This window comes from Bacillus sp. PAMC28748, assembly GCF_014250415.1.
GTDB classification, from domain to species: Bacteria; Bacillota; Bacilli; order Bacillales; family Bacillaceae; genus Bacillus; species Bacillus licheniformis.
This window is the reverse complement of sequence record NZ_CP060192.1, coordinates 211,089-229,579: the sequence shown is the minus strand read 5'-3', so window position 1 is coordinate 229,579 and position 18,491 is coordinate 211,089. Positions and strand designations below refer to the sequence as shown.

Genomic DNA, 18,491 nt, shown 5'->3' with positions numbered 1-18,491 from the left:
TTTTTTCTATAAAATGGTGATAGGGCAAGGTTACGCAAAAGGGAGGAAATTATGAGAAGATTACTTGTGATCGATGATCATCCGGCTGTCATGGAGGGGACGAAGGCAATTCTTGAAACGAACCAGGACTTTGTTGTCGATTGCCTCAGCCCTGAAGCCAGCGAACAATTTCTCAAGAAACATGATTTTTCTGCGTATGACCTGATCTTAATGGATTTAAATTTGGGTGAAATCAACGGCATGGACCTATCTAAGAAAATCCTTGAGACATGTTCATCATGCAAAATTATCGTTTACACAGGCTATGAAGTCGAAGATTATTTTGAAGAGGCGATTCGTTCCGGCATGCACGGCGCCATCAGCAAAACGGAATCGAAGGAAAAGATTATAGAGTACATATATCAGGTTCTGGATAATAAAATTGTCGTCGATTATGATTATTTCAAGCAGTTGATTACACAGCAAAAATCGAAGTCAAACAGCCAGCAGACCCAGCACGACCTCTTGACTGAAAGGGAATGCCTGATTTTAAAAGAAGTCGAAAAAGGCTACACAAATCAGGAAATTGCTGATGCGCTTCATTTAAGCAAGCGGTCGATCGAATACAGCTTGACTTCCGTATTCAGCAAGCTGAATGTAGGATCAAGGACAGAGGCTGTTTTAATCGCGAAATCTGAAGGTGTACTCTGATGAGGGGACGATTGTGATGGAAACGAAACATACACTTCTTGAAGCGTTGGGAATCGAGTTGAAGGAGTGCAGCAAAGAACGGTGTGTTGCCGTCATGCCTGTCGATGAAAGAACGCGTCAGCCTTTCGGCTATCTGCACGGAGGCGCGTCCGTTGCGCTCGCTGAAACGGTGGCAAGCATCGGGGCATATCAGCATATCGATCCAAAAGAGCAGGCATGCTTCGGGCTTGAGATCAACGCCAACCATATTAAATCGGTAAAAGACGGAACGGTTAAAGCGGTCGCTACGCCTCTGCATGTGGGCAAATCAACAATGGTGTTTCAAATTGACATACGCGATGAGCAGGACAGCCTGATTTGCACGTCCAGGTGCACGATGGCGGTCATCAGCCGTCCTTCATCGTAAACATAAAGAAAACTCGCCTGTTAGGGGCGAGTTTTCTTTTTATAAATAGGAATCTTCCTTCTTTTTAATCAGAAAATTTCTGTAGCCTTCATAATCGTCCTGTACGGTTTTCTTTTCCATTTTAACGCCTGTATTATACGCGGCTCTTGCGATCAGGTGCGCGCCTACAGGAGACGTCAGAAATACAAAGACGATACCGAGCAGCACTTTTGCCGTAATGAAGCCGTGCAGAAACCAGAAGTAAAAGAATACGCCGAGCAGCACGCTGATGATCCCCAGTGTCGCTCCTTTTGAAGCGGCGTGGATTCTTGAGTATAAGTCAGGCAGCCTAAGCGTTCCAAAGGAAGCGGCTAACGATATCAGTGCGCCAAGAAGGATCAAAACGGCGATAAGCAATTTAGCGGCTTCGATCATTTTCGATAATCTCTCCTTTCTCAAGGAATTTAGAAAATGCGACGGTGCCGATGAAGGCCAGAATGCCGATCAAGAGGATGACTTCCAAATATGCTGTCGTATTTAACAGGATGGACACGAGAGCCGTAATTCCGATTAAGTTGATGCCGATCGCATCAAGCGCCACCACTCTGTCCGGGATGCTCGGCCCTTTAATGACCCTCAGGACATACAGAAAAGTGGAGACCGCCAAAATGCCGAGTGACAATTGCAAAATAAATTCAAACATCAGCGGCTTACCTCCTTAATGGCCTCTTCAAACGAAATTCGGATATCACTGATGGCTTTCTCGGCATCATCGATATCGACCGCATGAATATAAAGAATCGAACGGTCATCGGAGATATCGACGACCAATGTGCCCGGTGTCAGCGTAATCAGGTTTGCCAACGTCGTGATTTCCCAGTCCGCTTTAAGATCTGTCTTGAAGGCGAAAATGCCGGGCTTATTTTTTAACCGCGGTGACAAGATCGTCTTTAATACGCTGACGTTTGCCAGCACGAGCTCTTTAATAAAAATAAACAGCAGTCTGACGATCGCCCAAATGTTAATCAAGTAAAAGCGGCGGCGGAAAAAACGCCTCATCAGAAAGAGCGAGAATAATCCGATCACATAACCGATGACAAACCCGGCAGCGGTGTAGTCATTGTTCAGAAACATCCAGCACAACGCAAGAATAAAGTTCAACAATATTTGTAATGCCATGCGATCTACTCCTTCAAAACGGCTTCAATATATTTTTCGGGGTTGACGAGCGTATCAGCCGCCTGGTGAAAATACGGAGCGATAAGCTCGGTTCCGAGTCCGATGGCAAGCGACAGAAAGAGCAGTACCGCTGCCGGATACATGTAGCCTTTTAGCTGCCTTTTGGCCGGAGCATCTTCCTGTTCATCCCCCCAGAAGCCGTTGATAAATATTTTCATGACGGAATACAAGACGAGCAGGCTGGATAAAAGCATCAGCAGCGTAATCACGAATTCACCGCTTAAAAAGCCGCCTTCTGCAATTTTCAGCTTGCCGATGAATCCGCTGAAAGGAGGAACACCTGCCAATGAAACGGCTGAAATCATAAACATCCAGCCGAGCACGGGATGGTTTTTGATCAGGCCGCTCATTTTTTTCAGGTTGTTTGTCCCTGTCAGGGCAAAAAGCGCTCCGCCAAGCATAAACAGCGCTCCTTTAATAATCATGTCATGAATCAAATAGTAGACAGATCCTTCGATTGAAGCCGGCGTATTGGCGGCGATGCCGAACAAGATGACGCCGACCGCAGTGACAATATTGTAGATGATGATTTTTTGAACATCCCAGTAGGCGATCGAGCCGATGACCCCGAAGATGATCGTAAGCGCCGCAAGCCAGACCATTAATTGATGAGTAAAAGCGGCGTCTTGGGTGAAAATTAATGTAAACACCCTTGTGATCGCGTACAGGCCGACTTTGGTCAGAAGTGCGCCAAACAGTGCGGAAACAGCGGCTGGCGGCGCATAATAGGAACCAGGCATCCAGAAATACAGCGGGAAGATGCCGCCTTTTAAACCGAAGACGATCAAAAATAAAACAGCGATGACCGTGATCAGCCCGGTTTGCCCTGATTCGCTGATCCGGACGCTCAGATCCGCCATGTTTAATGTGCCCGTAACCGCATATAAATAAGCGACTCCGATGACAAAGAGGGCGGAAGAAATAATGTTAAAGACGATGTACTTCAGAGACTCCCGCAGCTGAATCTTCGTGCCGCCGATGACGATCAGCACATACGAAGCCATCAGAAGCACCTCAAAAAATACGAACAGGTTAAACAAGTCCCCGGTCAAGAAAGCGCCGCTAACTCCGGCAAGCAGGAACTGGACGGCGGGATAATAAAAGAAACGCTCGCGTTTTTCGCCGATGGAGCGAAACGAATAAAGAACCGTCAGAAATCCGATAATGGCTGTCGTTAACGCCAGAAGGCTGGCAAATTGATCAGCGACAAGGCTGATTCCGAACGGAGGCTTCCACCCGCCGAGATACAAGGTCTGGATTCCGTCCGTATAGACTGTCTGCACAAGAACGGCGGCCGCAGCGATCGCCGCAATGGAAGATATGGCGCTGAATGCACGCATCAGCACGATCGACCTGTTCATAAAGATAAGCAGAATTGCGGCCATTAAAGGAATCAGTATTGGCAGAATTACAAGATTATTCATGTTGATCATTTCCCCTCATTTGATCCATATCATCCATTTTCAGCTCTTGATAGGCGCGGAAAGCCATGACCAGGAGAAACGAGGTAACCCCGAAAGCAATGACGATCGCCGTTAAAATCAACGCCTGAGGGAGAGGATCGACATAGGTTGTCGACTCTTCATTCAAAATGGGGGGCGCTCCTTTTTTTAACCCTCCCATCGTCAGCAAAAGCAGATGGACGCCATGGCTGAGAACGGCAGTTCCGATAATCACCCTCAAAAGGCTTTTGGAAAGCAGCAGATAAGTCGCCGCCATGAACAGAATTCCTACAATAAAAGACATTAAAATCTCCATTATTCTCTCTCCCCAATCGTCTGAATAATGGTCATGGTCACGCCGACCACTACGAGATAAACCCCGATATCAAACAATACCGCGGTGGCAAGCTCCGTTTTCCCCAAGAGCGGAAGGTTAAAGTAATCAAACGCGTGGGAAAGAAACTGAGCGCCGAACAAAAATGAGCCGATTCCGGTGGAAACGGAAATGAATAAGCCGACGGCCGCCACATAGATAAAGTTGACGGGCAAGATGTTCTGCACCGTTTTTAAATCATAGGCGAGCAGCAGAAGGACAAGCGAAGACGCCGTCATCAATCCGCCGATAAAACCGCCGCCCGGGTTATTATGGCCGGCAAAAAACAGATGGAAAGAAAAGAGCAGAATGATAAAGGATGCAATCTTTGTAACGGTTTGCAGGATCACATCATTCGTCTGAACCTTTTTCAATGCTCTTCCCCTCCTTTCTCCAATCTGAGCCTGATCATGCCGTATATTCCTAAAGCGGCAATGACAAGTACGGTAATTTCAAACAATGTATCAAATCCCCTGAAGTCGACCAATATTACGTTGACGATATTGTGGCCGCCTGCGAGTTTATAGCTGTTTTCAATAAAATACGATGCAATGCTTTCAAGCGAGCGCTGGCTGTTTGCTGAAAGTGCGAGCAGCGTCACAACAGTTCCGACGCCGACCGATACAAGCGCATTTGTGACCCTGAACCTAGCCGATTTCGGCTTAAATCTGAGCTTCGGCAAATGATAGAAGCACAGCAGGAACAATGCGACTGAAATGGTTTCGATGATCAGCTGCGTCAGCGCGAGATCCGGCGCCCTGAAAATGACAAAGAACAGCGCGAGCGTGTAGCCGATGACGCCGAGTCCGATAATCGCCGTCAGTCTTGACCTTGCAAAAACGGTGGTAAAGGTTGCGGCAATCATTACGGCTGACAGAACGAGCTCATAGACGCCGATTGAAGCATTGCCTTTCACATCGTATGAAAAGCCCCCGGTAACAGCGAGCGATCCGCCGATGATCACGATAAAGAAGACAAAAACATAAACAAGATAGTCACGGAGAAACCCTGTCATATACGTTCTTGTAATCTTGTTGGAGCCTTTTTCAAGCCCTGACAGCGAGCTGTCGTACAACTTGTTCAGCGTCAGTGTTTCCGGGAAGAGGCCGTAGACCTTGCGCCATTTTGACAAGGTCAAATAGGCGAGAACTCCGAGAGCAACGACGCCGATCGTCATATAGAGCTCAGTCGAAAAGCCGTGCCACATGTAAATATGAACCTTGAATTTTTCGTCACCGTCCAAAAGGGTCGGCATAATCGACGCTGCAGCAGGTTCAATGATGCTGTATGACAGAATGTTCGGGAAAAAGAAAAAAATCACCGCGAGAGATACGAGGACAATCGGCGAAATCAGCATGCCGATTGGAGCCTCATGCGCTTGTTTTTCAAGCTTTTCAGGCTGATATTTTCCCCCGAAGGTTTTAAATAAGAGAACCATGCAGTAAATGAATGTAAACACGCTTCCGATCCAAGCCAGCACAGGAAAGAGAAAACCCCATGTGTCAGCGTTATACAAGTTAAAGTTCGTAATCCTGAGCATGCTGGTGAAGAACATTTCCTTGCTCAAAAAGCCGTTGAACGGAGGCAGTCCGGCCATTGAAAACGCGCCGATGAGCGTAATCGTAAACGTAATCGGCATGATCGTCATAAGGCCGCCGAGCTTGCGGATATCTCTCGTACCTGTTTCATGGTCGATGATTCCGACTGCCATGAATAAGCTGCCTTTGAAAGTCGCATGGTTAATCAAGTGAAAGATAGCGGCGATTACTGCAACCATGTAGTATTCAAAATGCTGAAAATGCAGTGCGGCCGCTCCGACGCCAAGCATCGACATGATCATTCCGAGCTGGCTGACCGTAGAAAATGCAAGTATCGATTTCAGATCAGTCTGCTTGACGGCGTTGAACGAACCCCAGAAAAGAATGACAATCCCCGTGAGAGACACGATCCAAAACCATTCCCCTGAAAAAGCGAACACAGGGGTGAATCTTGCAACGATATAAATTCCCGCTTTTACCATCGTGGCGGAGTGCAGGTAAGCACTTACAGGCGTTGGTGCTTCCATTGCGTCCGGAAGCCAGATGTAAAAAGGGAACTGCGCAGATTTAGTGAAGGCTCCGATTAACACCAGCACGAGAGCCGGGATGAAAAAGCCGTGCCCCGAAATTAAATCAACCTGGTTGATCATTTCTCTAATCGAGAATGAACCTGTGATCGTGTAAAGAAGAATGAAGCCTCCAAGCATGGAAAGACCGCCGAATATGGTGATAAGCATCGATTTTGTCGCGCCGTATCTTGATTTTTCCCGCTTGTACCAATAGCCGATGAGCAGAAAAGACGATATGCTGGTCAATTCCCAAAACAAATAAAGTACAATGACGTTATCAACGAGAACAACGCCGAGCATTGCCCCCATGAACATGAGCAGATAAACGTAAAATGGTCCGAGCTGCTCTCTTTCTTTAGACAGATAATAGATGCTGTAAAGGACAACCAAAGACCCGATCCCTGTAATCAGAAGGGCGAATAGCAATCCGAGTCCGTCAACGTACGCGGTAAAGTTAATCCCAAAGGACGGAATCCATTCCAGTACAGCCTTTAATGTTCCGCCATCCGCCGTCATTTTGATCATGCGGAAAAAATAAATAAATAATAGAACAGGAAGAAACAGGACAAACCAGCCTGTATGAATCTTTCTGACGTTTTTCGCCAATAGCGGAATCAAGAAGGCGAGTGCAAAAGGCGATAAAATAGCAATATGTAAAGACGTCATATTAACCTCCCTTAAGGTAGCATGTATAAATACATTCTGTTCCATACTAAAATTTTCAAACGTTATGTACTTTTTGTAGAACTGGTGACCTAGACAAATTATAACTCAAATTTAAATCGGCTGCATGATCTCATGGTAACCGCGGTTTATGCGGTCTTATGAACCTGAAAACAATTTTAACAAAAAATTCGGCATTTGTATAATGGAAAGTTTTTTTGAACAAGATGAATTTGAGGTGATGAAAGATGAAAAGGAAAGCTTTTGTCAGCCTAAGTTTATTTTGTTCGCTTTTTGCGGGAGCGTTTATGATCAACAGGGAAATGACGCGTGAACAGACTCCGGGGATCGGAACACCCGAAGGCCCTCAATACCGCGGTGATTACACGCCGCTACAGACGGGAGCGGAAGATCAGTCCTTAACGGGAACAGAAAGAGCTCCCTTTAAACCGAGAGAATATATCAGAGTTGAGAAACGCTGAAAACAAAAAAGGAATCCGATCGTATAGATCAGACTCCTTTTTGTTTTTTTATGCGGCCCTTACGAGGTGAAGAACCTCAGTAAAACGGTCGCCATAATGACGGTGGATGCCCCGCCGAGACGCGTTGAGATTTGCGCAAACGGCATCAGACCCATCCGGCCTGAAGCCGAAAGAATGGCCACGTCCCCCGTGCCGCCGAGACCGCTGTGACAGCCTGTGACGATCGCTGATTCAACAGGGTACATGTTCATTAATTTTCCGACAAAGTAGCCTGATGTCACCATGGCAATGACGACTGAAGCGCAGACGGCGATGAAGCGCAGGGAAATAACAGACGCCACATCATCAAGAGGGATATAAAGAATGCCGAGCCCGACCATCAGCGGCCAAGTGAAGCTTGATGACATGAACTTGTAAAGCTGGTGAGCGCCTTTTTCCATGCTTGCAGGCAGAAGCTTTGCATATTTTACGGCAGCCGCTGCGATGATCATCAGGATCGCTCCCGGAATCGCGATGAACTTGGAGACCAAACCGCCGAAAATGAAGAAGGAACATGCGATTAAAACGCCGGCACCCATTAATTTCAAGTCGATTTTCGGCTCCTCTTCTTTTTGGTTGAAAATTTCATCGTCTTTTTTCGATTTAACGAGTCTGCCGTTACCGTTCAGTTCAGGACGCTTTTCCCCAAGCTTTTTCATCAGTCCGGCTGAGATGATGGCAACGACGTTTCCGATAATAGCGGCCGGAATGAGCTGTGAAACAAATACATCGGTGGACTGTCCCAAAATTTGCGAGTAGGCGAGTGACAGCGGCAGGATGCCTTCGCCGATGCCTCCGGCAATAATCGGTACAATAATAAAGAAGAAAGCTTCATAAGGGCTGTAGCCAAATAACAGACCGACGAGAATACCGGCGGCAACCGCTGCGATCGTCCCGGCCAACAACGGAACGAACATTCTCATAAAACCTTGAATCAGAACCGTGCGATGCATTCCTAAAATACTTCCCGCGACTAAACATGCGATGTAGAAATACAAGAAATTTGACGTTTTCATCAAAGTTGTAACCGCTTCCATAGATGCAGGGTTAAGCACTTTGAAAAAGACTAAGAACGAAGGAACAAACAGCGATAGAATGGCAGGTCCGCCGATATCTTTTAAAATCGGAATGCGCTGTCCGACATCCCCGAGAAAAATGCCGAGAATCATAATGACCGCGAAACCGCCGAGCATGTCATTCGGCAATTCATTAAAGTAAGCTGCCAGAAAAACAATCAGCGCAAGCGCAATATATAGCGGAAACGGAATCACGCCGATTTTCCAGTTGATCAGCTTATGGAAAATATTTTTATTTTCTTTATGACCGTGAATTGTAATCGGTTTCAAATCTTTTGCTGCTTCCATAAAAAACACCCCCATGTTTGTATGTGTTCAATTGTAGAAGAAAAGTGTCAATTCTGTGCGTTTTTTAAATTAAAATAATCGATTGATAATTAAATTAAAACGAAAAAGGGCGGGAAAAGAGAAGGAATCTCCTTGATTTTGATCGTTTTATAGGTCTTTTGGTTTATTAGGGATCCATATCCAGGCGGAAAAAGGGGATTTCCTGTCCATGGAGAAAAGCTTTTTTAAGCAGCAATTAAAAAACCCCCGAAGCGCATTTCGGGGGCGGTGCATTATGATGTTCTTTTGGCAAGAGATCCTAACACCTCTCCCATTTTGACTTGAAGAGAGGGGTGAAGGCGTTCATCAGGAATAAAGGTATCCTTTTCAAACAGCAGAATAACGGTCGAGCCGAAAGAGAAATATGCGATTTCGTCGCCTCGGCGCCATTCTTTTGACTCCTGGAGCATCACGATCGAGTTAATATACATCGCTCCGACCTTCACAAGCAGGGCGGACCCATATTGATGCTTAAATTCGGAAATCATCCGGTAGTTTTTTGTCAGCGGCGATTTCCCGTATGTCAAACCGATTTTATTCACAGGGTAAGACGTGCTTCCCAGCGAATACTGCGTTTCAAGTGTGCCGTAAGCCGGGCTGTGAATTCTGTGGTAGTCTCTCGGACTTAAATAGATAATGATATAGGTTCCGCCGACATAGCGGTTCACGATCTCGGATCGTCCGATCATTTCTTCTACAGAATAGAGTTTTTGTTTGACGGTAAATTGCTTGTCGCGCGTGATGGTGCCCATTTCTTCGATGACGCCGTCCACAGGGCTGACCAGGCTGTTTGGATCAGCGGGAAGGGGGCGTGCACCGCTCTTTAATTTTCTGATGAACAGCTCGTGCAGGCTGTTAAAAGAGCGGACATCTTCCAGCATCTCTTCTGTATTAATATGAAAGGTTTTGATATAGGAGGGGATGAGAGGTTTGCTTAGCTTTGACTGAGCAAACTTTTTCAGCATCCGGGACACGCCCTTTTTATTCGTCAACTCAATCAAAAACCGGTAAAGCCGCTTTTTCAAGCTGTTCACTCCTTTACTGATCATCCGGGATGCAAGCGGTATTTAAATCACGCCGATTGTGTATCCGATCGTAATAAAAACAAGACACCAAATAAAAGCTCCTGATCCGGCATAAATCAGGAACCTTTTCATGTCCATCTCGTTCATGCCGGACAGATAGCATGTCACATGGCGGATTCCGGGGACAAAATAGCCGAAAAGAATCGTCCACGGGCCGTATTTTTCAAACCAGCGGTGCACGGTGTCCAGTCTTTTCGGCGTCAGACCGATCCATTTCCCGAACTTATCGAGCAGCGGTTTACCGATTTTCTTCCCTAGAAAATAACTGATGAGCATCCCTGATATCGCACCTGAAAAACTGATCAAAAGGCACAGCTCATAGTTTAATATATGAATAGAAGACAGATACCCGACAAATGTCATCATGACTTCATCGGGTATCGGCAGGCCTACAATTCCGAGGACAAGCATCCCGAATATCGCGAAATACCCGTATTGGGAAATCAATTCTTTTGCCAACTCCATTAAAAACTAGCTCACTTTCTTCAATAGTTTTTTCCCCTTCAGGCTGATGACTTTGATTTTGCTGACCATGAGAAAGGACAGGAACAGCATGATCAAAATGAACGGCTTTTTGCCCAGGATTTCTGAGAAAAGGTTTAAGCATACCAGAATTGTTCCGGCTGCGGTGATCGGAAGGCCTGTAAAATAATCCTGGTTCTCTGATTGAATATTAAATCGCGCCAGCCGAAGCGCTCCGCAAACAGGGAATAACAATGTCGAAGGAAGGCCTAAGATCGGAGCATCATAAAAAACGATTGAATAGGTGATGATGGCCGGGGCGACTCCGAAAGTGATAATATCAGACAAAGAATCTAATTCTTTTCCAAACGGGCTGACGGCATTTAATCTGCGCGCGGCCATGCCGTCAAGGCTGTCCAAGATAGCGCCGATCAGAACAAATATAATGGCTAAGAATAAATACCCTCTGAATGCAAGCAGTATTGAAGAGATGCCCGAAACAAAGTTTCCAACCGTAATTAAAGAAGGTATGACTGATTTATTCAATGTTTTCGCATCCTTTAAATAAAAACGTTTTATATAGAAATTAAACAATATTAAATTGTATACGATTTGCTTCCTGTCTGCAATAAAATTCCTGTAATGATTGATAACCAGACTTTTTCATCATACCATAAAAGTGGTAAAGACAATGGCGGCGTCAAAAAATTTTATCTTTTGTTAAGGTAACAAAAAAAGAATAAGAGAGCAGGCCGCTCTCTTATTCTATCGTTCGGTTATCGTTTTCCTTTAATATAAGGGATACCGTTTGCCTTTGGCGCTTCGGCTCTGCCGCTAAATCCGGCCAGCGCTAGAATCGTCAATACGTAAGGCGCAATCAGCATATAGACGTTTGGTATTTCTTTTGAAGAAGGGAAGCGTGAACCCGATGATGCTTAAGCTTTGAGCGAAGCTGAAGAACAGGGCTCCGATCGGCTGCCATTTACCGAACACAAGCGCGGCGAGCGCGATAAATCCTTATCCGGCAATGATGGCGAGTCAAATGTGGCCGTTACAAAAAAAAACGCCCGCTGTCTTTAGAGAGCAGCGGGCGGGGACATGTTATAGATATTGGTTAATCACATTCAAGTCATTTGTATTTAATTTATATTGGAAAACCGGCCTGCCGATCGTCCCGTAGGCCATTTCTACGTTGAGAACTTCGATTTCCTCCAGAAACTTTAAGTATTTGCGGATTGAAACTTGAGAGATTTCCGTGTGATTGGCCAAATCTTCCGTTGTGAACGTCAAGCTGTCAAACGATCTGATGCTTGACCAAATGAGCTTCAGCGTGCTTTTGGTCAGCCCTTTTGGCAAATGTACCTTTTCGGGCGCGCGTTTTTTTTGAAAAAGTTCAAAATCCAGCTCTTTTTGGCTGATATTCCGGTTGCTTGCATAGAGCTGCTGCTTCCGTTTGTAATCAGTGAGCGCGCTTTGAAACCGCTCAAATTCGAACGGCTTGATTAAGTAATCGACGGCCCCGAAGCGCAGCGTTTTTTGAACAACATCCATTTCACTGGCCGCTGAGATGACAATCACGTCGACAGCTTGATTTTGGCGTCTGATCTCAGTGAGCAGCTCGACGCCGTTCCTGCCAGGCATATAAATGTCGAGCAGGATCAGATCGATATGCTCTTCCCGAAGGAAGGTGAGAGCCTCTTGAAAAGAAGCGGCAATTCCCTTCAGCTGAAATCCCTCTACTTGGCTGAGGTAACGTTTATTCAGCTCTCTTACCATCGGGTCATCTTCAACAATTAATACATCAATCATGGTCATCCTCCTTTGGTTCATACGGAATGCGGAGACTGAATGTCGTTCCTTCATTCTTTTCGCTCGTCACGACGATATGTCCATTTAAATTTTCAAGGCTTTGTTCGACGAAATAAAGACCGAACCCCCGATTGGGGCCCTTTGTTGAAAAGCCTTGGTCAAACATTTTCTGCTGTTCCTCCTTGGATATGCCGACTCCCGTATCCGTGACTTCAATATCAAGCTGTCCGTCATGATGGCGGAATGAAATCGAAATATTTTTCTTCTCAGTTGCGGAAACGGCATCAAGGGCATTGTTGAGAAGGTTCCCGATAACGGTGATCAAATCGTGAATCACCGCTGTGTTGGCTGTATCCGGAATCCTCGTGCTGCAATGAACCTCCAACGAGGCCCCCTGTTCCCGAATATAGCTCTGTTTGCCGAGCAAAAAGCCGGCGAGTACCGAGTTTTTGATATGGTTGATAATTCCGCTCGCTTCAGACTGCTGATAGATCGCAATGTCTTTTATATAGTTTCCAAGCTCGTCGTAGTTCTTTAATTTAACAAGACCGAGAATGACGTGGAGCTTGTTCATAAACTCGTGCGACTGCGCCCTGAGCGCGTTTGCGTACATTTTAACACCGGACAGCTGCTCAGCTAAGTGCTTCACTTCGGTTTTGTCGCGGAATGTCGCAATCGCTCCGACGATGTTTCCCTTTTTTAAGTGAATCGGAACTTCATTAAAGACAAGTTCAAGGCCATTGATTCTGACATCGCGGTCCTGAACGGGCTTCTGTGTTTCGATCACTTGTTTCAGTCGGCTGTTTGGCAAGATGTCGAGTACATCCCGGTCGATCGGATTCTCTTCGATCCCCATTTTTTGAAACAGGCGCTTCGCTTCCGCATTGGCGAGCTTGATTTTTCCTGTTCGATCAACGGCGAGAATCCCTTCTTTTGTCGACTCAAGCATTGCGCTTCGTTCGTTCAAAAGCGTTGCAATTTCATATGGTTCCATGCCGAACATAATCGTTTTCACTTTCCTCGCCACGATGACAGCTCCGATGATTCCGGCGACGATGCTGAGGACGATGACCGTATATAGAGGGCGGAGATTTTGCTGGGTGATCTGCTCAATCTCGTTAAGGGTGATCCCGACCGCTACCGCTCCGACCTGGGTGCCCGTTTTATTATAGATGGGAACGAAAGCCCTCAGTGATTCACCGAGCGTGCCTTTTGCCGTACTAATGTGGCGTCGGCCCTTCAGCACTTCTTTTTCGTCCCCGCCGGCAAATTTCTTTCCGATTTTATTCGGATCGGGGTGGGTTTTGCGGATGCTGTTCATATCCATGACAACGACGAATTCAGTCTGGGTGATTTTTTGAACGCGGGCGGTGTATTTCCGGAGCTCTTCGTATTCGCCGCTTTCCAGCGATTGTGCCGTAATCGGAGCCTCGGCGACCATCTCCGCCGTCTGCAGGGCAATCTGCTGCTCCTGCTCCCGAATGTTCCTTGCGGTCTCAGAGCCGACCATAAAAAACGCGATCAATAAAGAAATTAAAACGACGACGCAGACAAATATCGTTAACCGTGTCTGCAGTTTTAATGTTTTTTTCAACGGCGATTCCTCGCGATCTATTGATTAGTCAACACATAATACTTTACAAGTAAATGGCGAATTTGTGAAGAATCCTGCACCTTTCTGCCGCATTAGCAGAAATTAAAAATATGGAAAATATTCTTGTCAACAGGTCATAAGTCGTACATAATGAATGAGGAACATATCAGAAAGGGACTTTTTTTTATGAAAAATACGTATGTAACAGGCTTTTTTCCTTTTATCGCAATTCTTCTTTTCAGTTCATCTCTTGCGATTTCTTCCGTTATCTATGCCATGCAGATGCTGTCTTCTCTCGGCATCTACAAAGGGATGCTCGAATTTTTCTCTGAGAGCGGCATCCGGATGGCTTTGTTTGCTGTGTTTACGCTGATTTTTTTCATGGTATTTTCCGCTTTGAAGCTGATTGCCAATACAGTGACAGAGCTTGCCCTTTTATTTTTCGCCAAAGATCCTGAAGGAGCGAATCTGAGAAAAATCAGGATCGGTTCTGCCGTGTATCTAGGAGCAAGCCTTTTATCTTTTATTTTTGTCCAATATGCCGCGGGAATTGCAGCGCTTTTTTTACTCGCAACTCTCGTATATTTTATTTTTATCGTTTATACGATCCACAGCACGCTTTCATTCATGTCATTAATCGGTTTTATTATGTTTGAGCTGCTGTTTTGGTTTACGTTTATGATCGGGACGGTGTATATCATCATCAAGCTTTATAACAGCGTCATGGCGAGCCTGCCCGTTTGAGCCATGCAAAAAACCGGAGCGCGGACGTTTGTCCGGCGGCTCCGGTTTTTTTATGATAAAAATCGTTTTCTGATCTCAGGACCGGGAACGGTGCACTCGCTTTTTTGCCCGAACCATTTGTAGCGGTTTTTCGCAATGACACTGTAGACGGCGTCCCGAAGCGGCCGGGGAATGATCAAGAGGGCGGAAGCGGCCCGCCAAAGGCCCGGGAGGCTTTTCACCACGTGCAAGGCGGCCGTTGACTTTTGATATACCCGGCCGTTTTCGATCAAAATAAAGCTGTCAAAATGATCGGAAGGGAGGTGATATTGCTTGAGCAGATTCCCTCCGGCGTCAGATTGCAGGGAAGCGAATGAAAATAAGCCTTCAGGATCATGTTTGATAATGAATTGCACGGCTCCGTCGCAAAAGTTGCACACGCCGTCAAACAGAACGATTCGATCGGGCATATCCGCCACTTTCATCCACCCCTTTTTTTAATTTAAGATGCGTATTGCAGCGTTCCTCTCCAGATTAAAAGTTGAGGTCCCGCGTGATGCAGGTACTCGACAGTGCCTTTTGCCTCTTTTCCGACCCATACACTCATTGTGTATGTATCCGTCAATCCGACAAACCAAAGGTCTCTGTACCCGTTGGATGTTCCGGTTTTTCCTCCTACATATCCGCCGCTGAAATTCGCTTTTTTTCCGGTTCCTTCTTTGACAACCGCTGCTAAGAGTTCGCGCATTTGGCTGTTTGTCCGCATGCTGAATACTTGCTGCGGCTTGTCTTTCCATTTGTATAGCGTTTTTCCTTTTAAATCCGTCACCTTTGTGATTGCATGGCTGGATGTATAGCTTCCGTTATTGCCGAAGGTCGTATAGGCATCAGCCATCTCCAGCGGTGAGAAGCCCCATGTAAATCCGCCCAGCGCAGCAGGAAGACGGTAGTCGTTTTGAACGATTTTATCGAATCCGAACGGTTTTAAATAGCTGAATCCTTTTTGCACGCCGACCCGGTTCAGCATACGTACGGCTGGTGTATTATACGAATATTTAAAGGCTGTCTTGATCGACACGGTTCCGTATGTTCTTTCGTTGAAGTTGTTCGGACAGTATTCCTTGCTGCAAAATTTGCTTGCGTCAATCATGCTGCCTGCCGTCGCACCCGTTTCTTCAATGTACGGCCCGTAGTCAAGGAGCGGCTTAATTGATGACCCCGGCTGCCTGTATGCTTGGAATGCCAGGTTATAATCGTACTTTTTATAGTTTTTCCCGCCGGACATGGCGACGATTTGATGGGTTTGGTGGTTGATCACCACTGCTCCGCCTTGTACGCCTTCATAAGGGAGGCGGTTCTTCACTTGCTGGACGACACGGTTTTGCATGCTGGTATCGAGCGCCGTATAAATTTTGATTCCGCTTGTCGTGAGGGAGCTGATTCGGTTTGACAGCTCTTTTTCGATTTTTTTCTTTTCTTCTTTTGTTTTTGCCTTTTTCAGCCGTTCGTCAAACCCTTCCGTAGCGGACACCAATTTGGTGAATTCCTCGTTGACATAGGTCGTATAGTCGGGATAGTCGTCTTTCTTTTCTTTCACGTTAAGCGTAATTTTTTGCTTAACGGCTTTGCTGTATTCTTTTTCGGTGATCACGCCCGCTTTTTTCAGCCCTTCAAGCAGCCGCTTTTGGCGGGTTTTTGTGTAGTCAAAATGTTTCAAAGGATCATATAATGTAGGGTTATTAGGGATCGCGCAAATAAACGCCGTTTCGGCAAGGCTGAGAGATTTCAAAGGCTTGCTGAAATAGAAAGAAGACGCGGATCCAATTCCGTAGACCCCGTGATTAAAATAGATGGTGTTTAAGTATTTCTCAAAAATTTCTTCTTTTGAAAGCTTTTTTTCCAGCTGGTAGGAATACAGGAGCTCAGTGAACTTGCGGTCGAAGGTTCGTTCATGGTTCAAATACAAGTTTCTCGAAAGCTGCTGTGTAATCGTGCTGGCCCCCTGATCAATGCCGCCTTTTTTGACATTGGCTGCGGCGGCCCGGGCCATCCCGATAAAATCAAAGCCTTTATGCTGAAAGAAATGACGGTCCTCCGAAGTCAGAAACAGCTGCTTCACATGTTCAGGGATATCTTTATAGGGGACGAATACCCGGTTTTGGTGATCTGAAACGATTTCGGAAATCAGAGCGCCGTCCCTGTCATACATGTAGCTGTTTTGTACAAGGCCGATATCCTTTATATTGATCTTCTCATCGAGCACCTGATCGAGAGGCTTCATATTCTGAGCTTCCCGGCCGGAGGCCATTAAGGTAAAGACAAATATAGGTATTAACATCAACAGAAAAATCCATCCAAAAAATGAACGCAACTTTGTCACTCTCTTTTCGCTAAATTCTAGCCATATCGTACCATTCTTTTTGGATATCGAGAAGGATAATTTGATAGATTGGCAGTTTTTTTATCCGATTTCAGCTTGCTTTCGCCTCTGATTTTTTTTGCTGGGACCTTTGGAACATCAGAAGGCATGCTCCGCCGAAAAAGAGGACGGCAGTTGCGTAAAAGGCGGAAGAAATACCGAAAAAGCTGGAAAGAATGCCGCCGAGCACCGGGCCGATGACATTGCCTAAAAATCTGAAACTTACATTATAGCCAAGCACTTCTCCTTGTATAGGCCCCGGTGATTCAACCCGGATTAAAGCGGTGATGCAGGGAATCATCCCGCCAAGTGCGATTCCGAACAGAAAGCGGAAGAACACAAGCGTTTCATACTGAGATGTAAGTCCTTGCGGGATAACGCAAACCGCGGCAGCCAGCGCGAGAATCATCAATATTTTTCCGTGGCCGAACCGGTCGCCCAAAGCGCCCCATTTTCTCGCAGCGAGCAGGCTTCCAAGGCCGGTTGCAGAAAAAGCCAGCCCTGAAAAAAATGCGAGATTCTGAGTTCCGTGCAGTTCGCTGACGTATAAAGCGAGCAGCGGCTGAACACTGAAGTTTCCCACTTGAATCACAGCGGTGAGGATCATCGCCGTGATCAGCGGACGCTGATGCAGAATCGTCTGCAGAACCTGCTTTCTCGTGTACCCGGCGGAAGCATCGCGCTTCTGCTTCAGGGGCCGTTCGCGCACTCCGGCAAACACGAGGAAAACCGCGCTGTAAATCGCAAATGACGTAATGAAAAACGTATATGTAAAACCGACGCGATCGGCGAGCAGACCGCCGAGCAAGGGGCCGAATAATCCTCCCGAGACCGTGCCCATCTGCAGCGTGCCGAGCACTTTGCCAGCCGTTTTTTTCGGCGTCTGAGCCGAAATCATGGCAAGGGAAGTGGGAATGAACCCGGTTACGAGCCCCATCGCCATTCTCAAAAAAAACAGCTCGTATACGGACGAGACAAGGGACATGAGAAGAATGGAAGTGCCGATTCCGGTACCCGTGATCAAGAGGATTTTTTTATAGCCGTGTTTATCGCCGAACCTTCCCCAAAAAGGAGAAACTAAAAAGGCCATCAAAAATGTGACGCCGAAAACGTATCCGCTCCATTTTGCCGTAAATCCGTCCGAATAGCTGCCAAGCGTCTCAATATAGAGGGAAAGAAACGGCAGAACCATTGTGGAGCTTGCGGCCACGAAAAAATTCGCAAACCACATGATCACAAGGTTTTTCTTATAAACAGAGATGCGAATCACCTTCTTAAAAAATTTGAATTCCCTTTCATTATAAATGAAATGCGAAAGCTGCATGGAATTGATGCTCTATAGAATGACGAAAAATGGGCATTTGAAGGAATTTTCAACATTTTCAGAAAATAAAACCTTAAATATAGAAATATAATGATATAATAAGAGAAATATGAGCGTACTTTGGAAAACATTCAGAAGACTATAGGCTTGGATAATTTCAATCCGCTGCGTTACCACCATAAGTTTTTTATATTGAGATAGAAAGGCAGGTGTGAAAGTTGGAAGCGAGCACCTTACTGATTATTGATTTTG

Annotated in this window: 20 protein-coding genes and 1 pseudogene; 4 read left to right on the top strand and 17 right to left on the bottom strand. The window is 46.0% G+C overall.

The window, feature by feature from the left end; genetic code table 11:
• The first annotated feature begins 51 nt into the window (after positions 1–51).
• Both H7F26_RS01260 and H7F26_RS01255 read left to right on the top strand, forming a co-directional pair.
• Positions 52–690, top strand: a complete 639-nt coding sequence (locus H7F26_RS01260; RefSeq protein WP_003184849.1) for a two-component system response regulator ComA — start codon at positions 52–54, stop codon at positions 688–690.
• A 16-nt stretch (positions 691–706) separates the two neighbouring features.
• Positions 707–1,096: a hotdog fold thioesterase gene (locus H7F26_RS01255; protein WP_003184847.1), complete on the top strand. Its 390-nt coding sequence runs from the start codon at positions 707–709 to the stop codon at positions 1,094–1,096.
• Between the two features lie 39 nt (positions 1,097–1,135).
• Here the strand turns inward: H7F26_RS01255 and mnhG are convergent, their stop codons facing one another.
• From mnhG to H7F26_RS01220, 7 genes are read right to left on the bottom strand one after another with little or no spacing between them, the layout of a single operon-like run.
• The gene (mnhG, locus tag H7F26_RS01250; protein ID WP_003184844.1) at positions 1,136–1,510 is read right to left on the bottom strand and encodes a monovalent cation/H(+) antiporter subunit G; all 375 of its coding nucleotides are present in this window, start codon (positions 1,508–1,510) and stop codon (positions 1,136–1,138) included.
• On the bottom strand, positions 1,494–1,778 hold the full coding sequence (locus tag H7F26_RS01245; RefSeq protein WP_003184842.1) for a Na(+)/H(+) antiporter subunit F1: 285 nt from the start codon (positions 1,776–1,778) through the stop codon (positions 1,494–1,496). The genes mnhG and H7F26_RS01245 overlap by 17 nt, the downstream gene beginning before the upstream one ends.
• The gene (locus tag H7F26_RS01240; protein WP_003184840.1) at positions 1,778–2,254 is read right to left on the bottom strand and encodes a Na+/H+ antiporter subunit E; all 477 of its coding nucleotides are present in this window, start codon (positions 2,252–2,254) and stop codon (positions 1,778–1,780) included. The genes H7F26_RS01245 and H7F26_RS01240 overlap by 1 nt, the downstream gene beginning before the upstream one ends.
• 5 nt (positions 2,255–2,259) lie before the next feature.
• Positions 2,260–3,738 (bottom strand): Na+/H+ antiporter subunit D, encoded by a 1,479-nt coding sequence (locus tag H7F26_RS01235; RefSeq protein ID WP_003184838.1) that lies wholly within the window; start codon positions 3,736–3,738, stop codon positions 2,260–2,262.
• Positions 3,731–4,072, bottom strand: coding sequence for a Na(+)/H(+) antiporter subunit C (locus tag H7F26_RS01230; RefSeq protein WP_003184836.1), 342 nt, complete (start codon positions 4,070–4,072; stop codon positions 3,731–3,733). Before H7F26_RS01230 ends, H7F26_RS01235 begins: the two co-directional genes overlap by 8 nt.
• Entirely contained in the window at positions 4,072–4,503 is a 432-nt protein-coding gene (locus tag H7F26_RS01225) for a Na(+)/H(+) antiporter subunit B (protein ID WP_003184834.1), read from the bottom strand. The genes H7F26_RS01230 and H7F26_RS01225 overlap by 1 nt, the downstream gene beginning before the upstream one ends.
• Positions 4,500–6,902 (bottom strand): Na+/H+ antiporter subunit A, encoded by a 2,403-nt coding sequence (locus H7F26_RS01220; RefSeq protein WP_017474839.1) that lies wholly within the window; start codon positions 6,900–6,902, stop codon positions 4,500–4,502. The genes H7F26_RS01225 and H7F26_RS01220 overlap by 4 nt, the downstream gene beginning before the upstream one ends.
• Before the next feature lie 245 nt (positions 6,903–7,147).
• Between H7F26_RS01220 and H7F26_RS01215 the strand changes: the two genes are divergently transcribed.
• A complete protein-coding gene (locus H7F26_RS01215; RefSeq protein ID WP_003184830.1) occupies positions 7,148–7,381 on the top strand; it encodes a hypothetical protein in 234 nt (77 codons plus the stop codon).
• A 59-nt stretch (positions 7,382–7,440) separates the two neighbouring features.
• On the opposite strand, the gene H7F26_RS01210 is transcribed toward H7F26_RS01215, so the two are convergent.
• From H7F26_RS01210 to malK, 7 genes and pseudogenes are all read right to left on the bottom strand, one after another.
• Complete coding sequence (locus tag H7F26_RS01210; RefSeq protein ID WP_017474838.1) at positions 7,441–8,784, bottom strand: 2-hydroxycarboxylate transporter family protein; 1,344 nt, start codon at positions 8,782–8,784, stop codon at positions 7,441–7,443.
• 272 nt (positions 8,785–9,056) lie between these two features.
• Positions 9,057–9,848 carry a phosphatidylserine decarboxylase gene (locus H7F26_RS01205; RefSeq protein WP_003184826.1) on the bottom strand — a complete coding sequence of 264 codons (792 nt, stop codon included), beginning with the start codon at positions 9,846–9,848 and terminating at the stop codon, positions 9,057–9,059.
• Between the two features lie 42 nt (positions 9,849–9,890).
• Positions 9,891–10,373, bottom strand: a complete 483-nt coding sequence (locus H7F26_RS01200) for a DedA family protein (protein WP_016886500.1) — start codon at positions 10,371–10,373, stop codon at positions 9,891–9,893.
• Between the two features lie 6 nt (positions 10,374–10,379).
• Positions 10,380–10,916: a CDP-diacylglycerol--serine O-phosphatidyltransferase gene (pssA, locus tag H7F26_RS01195; RefSeq protein ID WP_011198249.1), complete on the bottom strand. Its 537-nt coding sequence runs from the start codon at positions 10,914–10,916 to the stop codon at positions 10,380–10,382.
• Between the two features lie 230 nt (positions 10,917–11,146).
• Positions 11,147–11,387, bottom strand: a pseudogene (locus tag H7F26_RS01190) (ABC transporter permease); the annotation flags it as partial.
• Between the two features lie 84 nt (positions 11,388–11,471).
• Entirely contained in the window at positions 11,472–12,179 is a 708-nt protein-coding gene (locus tag H7F26_RS01185; protein ID WP_003184821.1) for a response regulator, read from the bottom strand.
• A complete protein-coding gene (gene malK, locus H7F26_RS01180; RefSeq protein WP_017474837.1) occupies positions 12,172–13,773 on the bottom strand; it encodes a malate sensor histidine kinase MalK in 1,602 nt (533 codons plus the stop codon). The genes H7F26_RS01185 and malK overlap by 8 nt, the downstream gene beginning before the upstream one ends.
• Before the next feature lie 186 nt (positions 13,774–13,959).
• Between malK and H7F26_RS01175 the strand changes: the two genes are divergently transcribed.
• On the top strand, positions 13,960–14,517 hold the full coding sequence (locus tag H7F26_RS01175) for a YufK family protein (protein ID WP_009329502.1): 558 nt from the start codon (positions 13,960–13,962) through the stop codon (positions 14,515–14,517).
• A 50-nt stretch (positions 14,518–14,567) separates the two neighbouring features.
• On the opposite strand, the gene H7F26_RS01170 is transcribed toward H7F26_RS01175, so the two are convergent.
• The 3 genes from H7F26_RS01170 to H7F26_RS01160 form a co-directional block, all read right to left on the bottom strand.
• Positions 14,568–14,981 carry a thiol-disulfide oxidoreductase DCC family protein gene (locus tag H7F26_RS01170; protein WP_009329501.1) on the bottom strand — a complete coding sequence of 138 codons (414 nt, stop codon included), beginning with the start codon at positions 14,979–14,981 and terminating at the stop codon, positions 14,568–14,570.
• 17 nt (positions 14,982–14,998) lie between these two features.
• Complete coding sequence (locus H7F26_RS01165; protein WP_044051839.1) at positions 14,999–16,834, bottom strand: transglycosylase domain-containing protein; 1,836 nt, start codon at positions 16,832–16,834, stop codon at positions 14,999–15,001.
• 133 nt (positions 16,835–16,967) lie between these two features.
• Complete coding sequence (locus H7F26_RS01160; protein ID WP_003184810.1) at positions 16,968–18,239, bottom strand: MFS transporter; 1,272 nt, start codon at positions 18,237–18,239, stop codon at positions 16,968–16,970.
• Between the last annotated feature and the right edge of the window lie 252 nt (positions 18,240–18,491).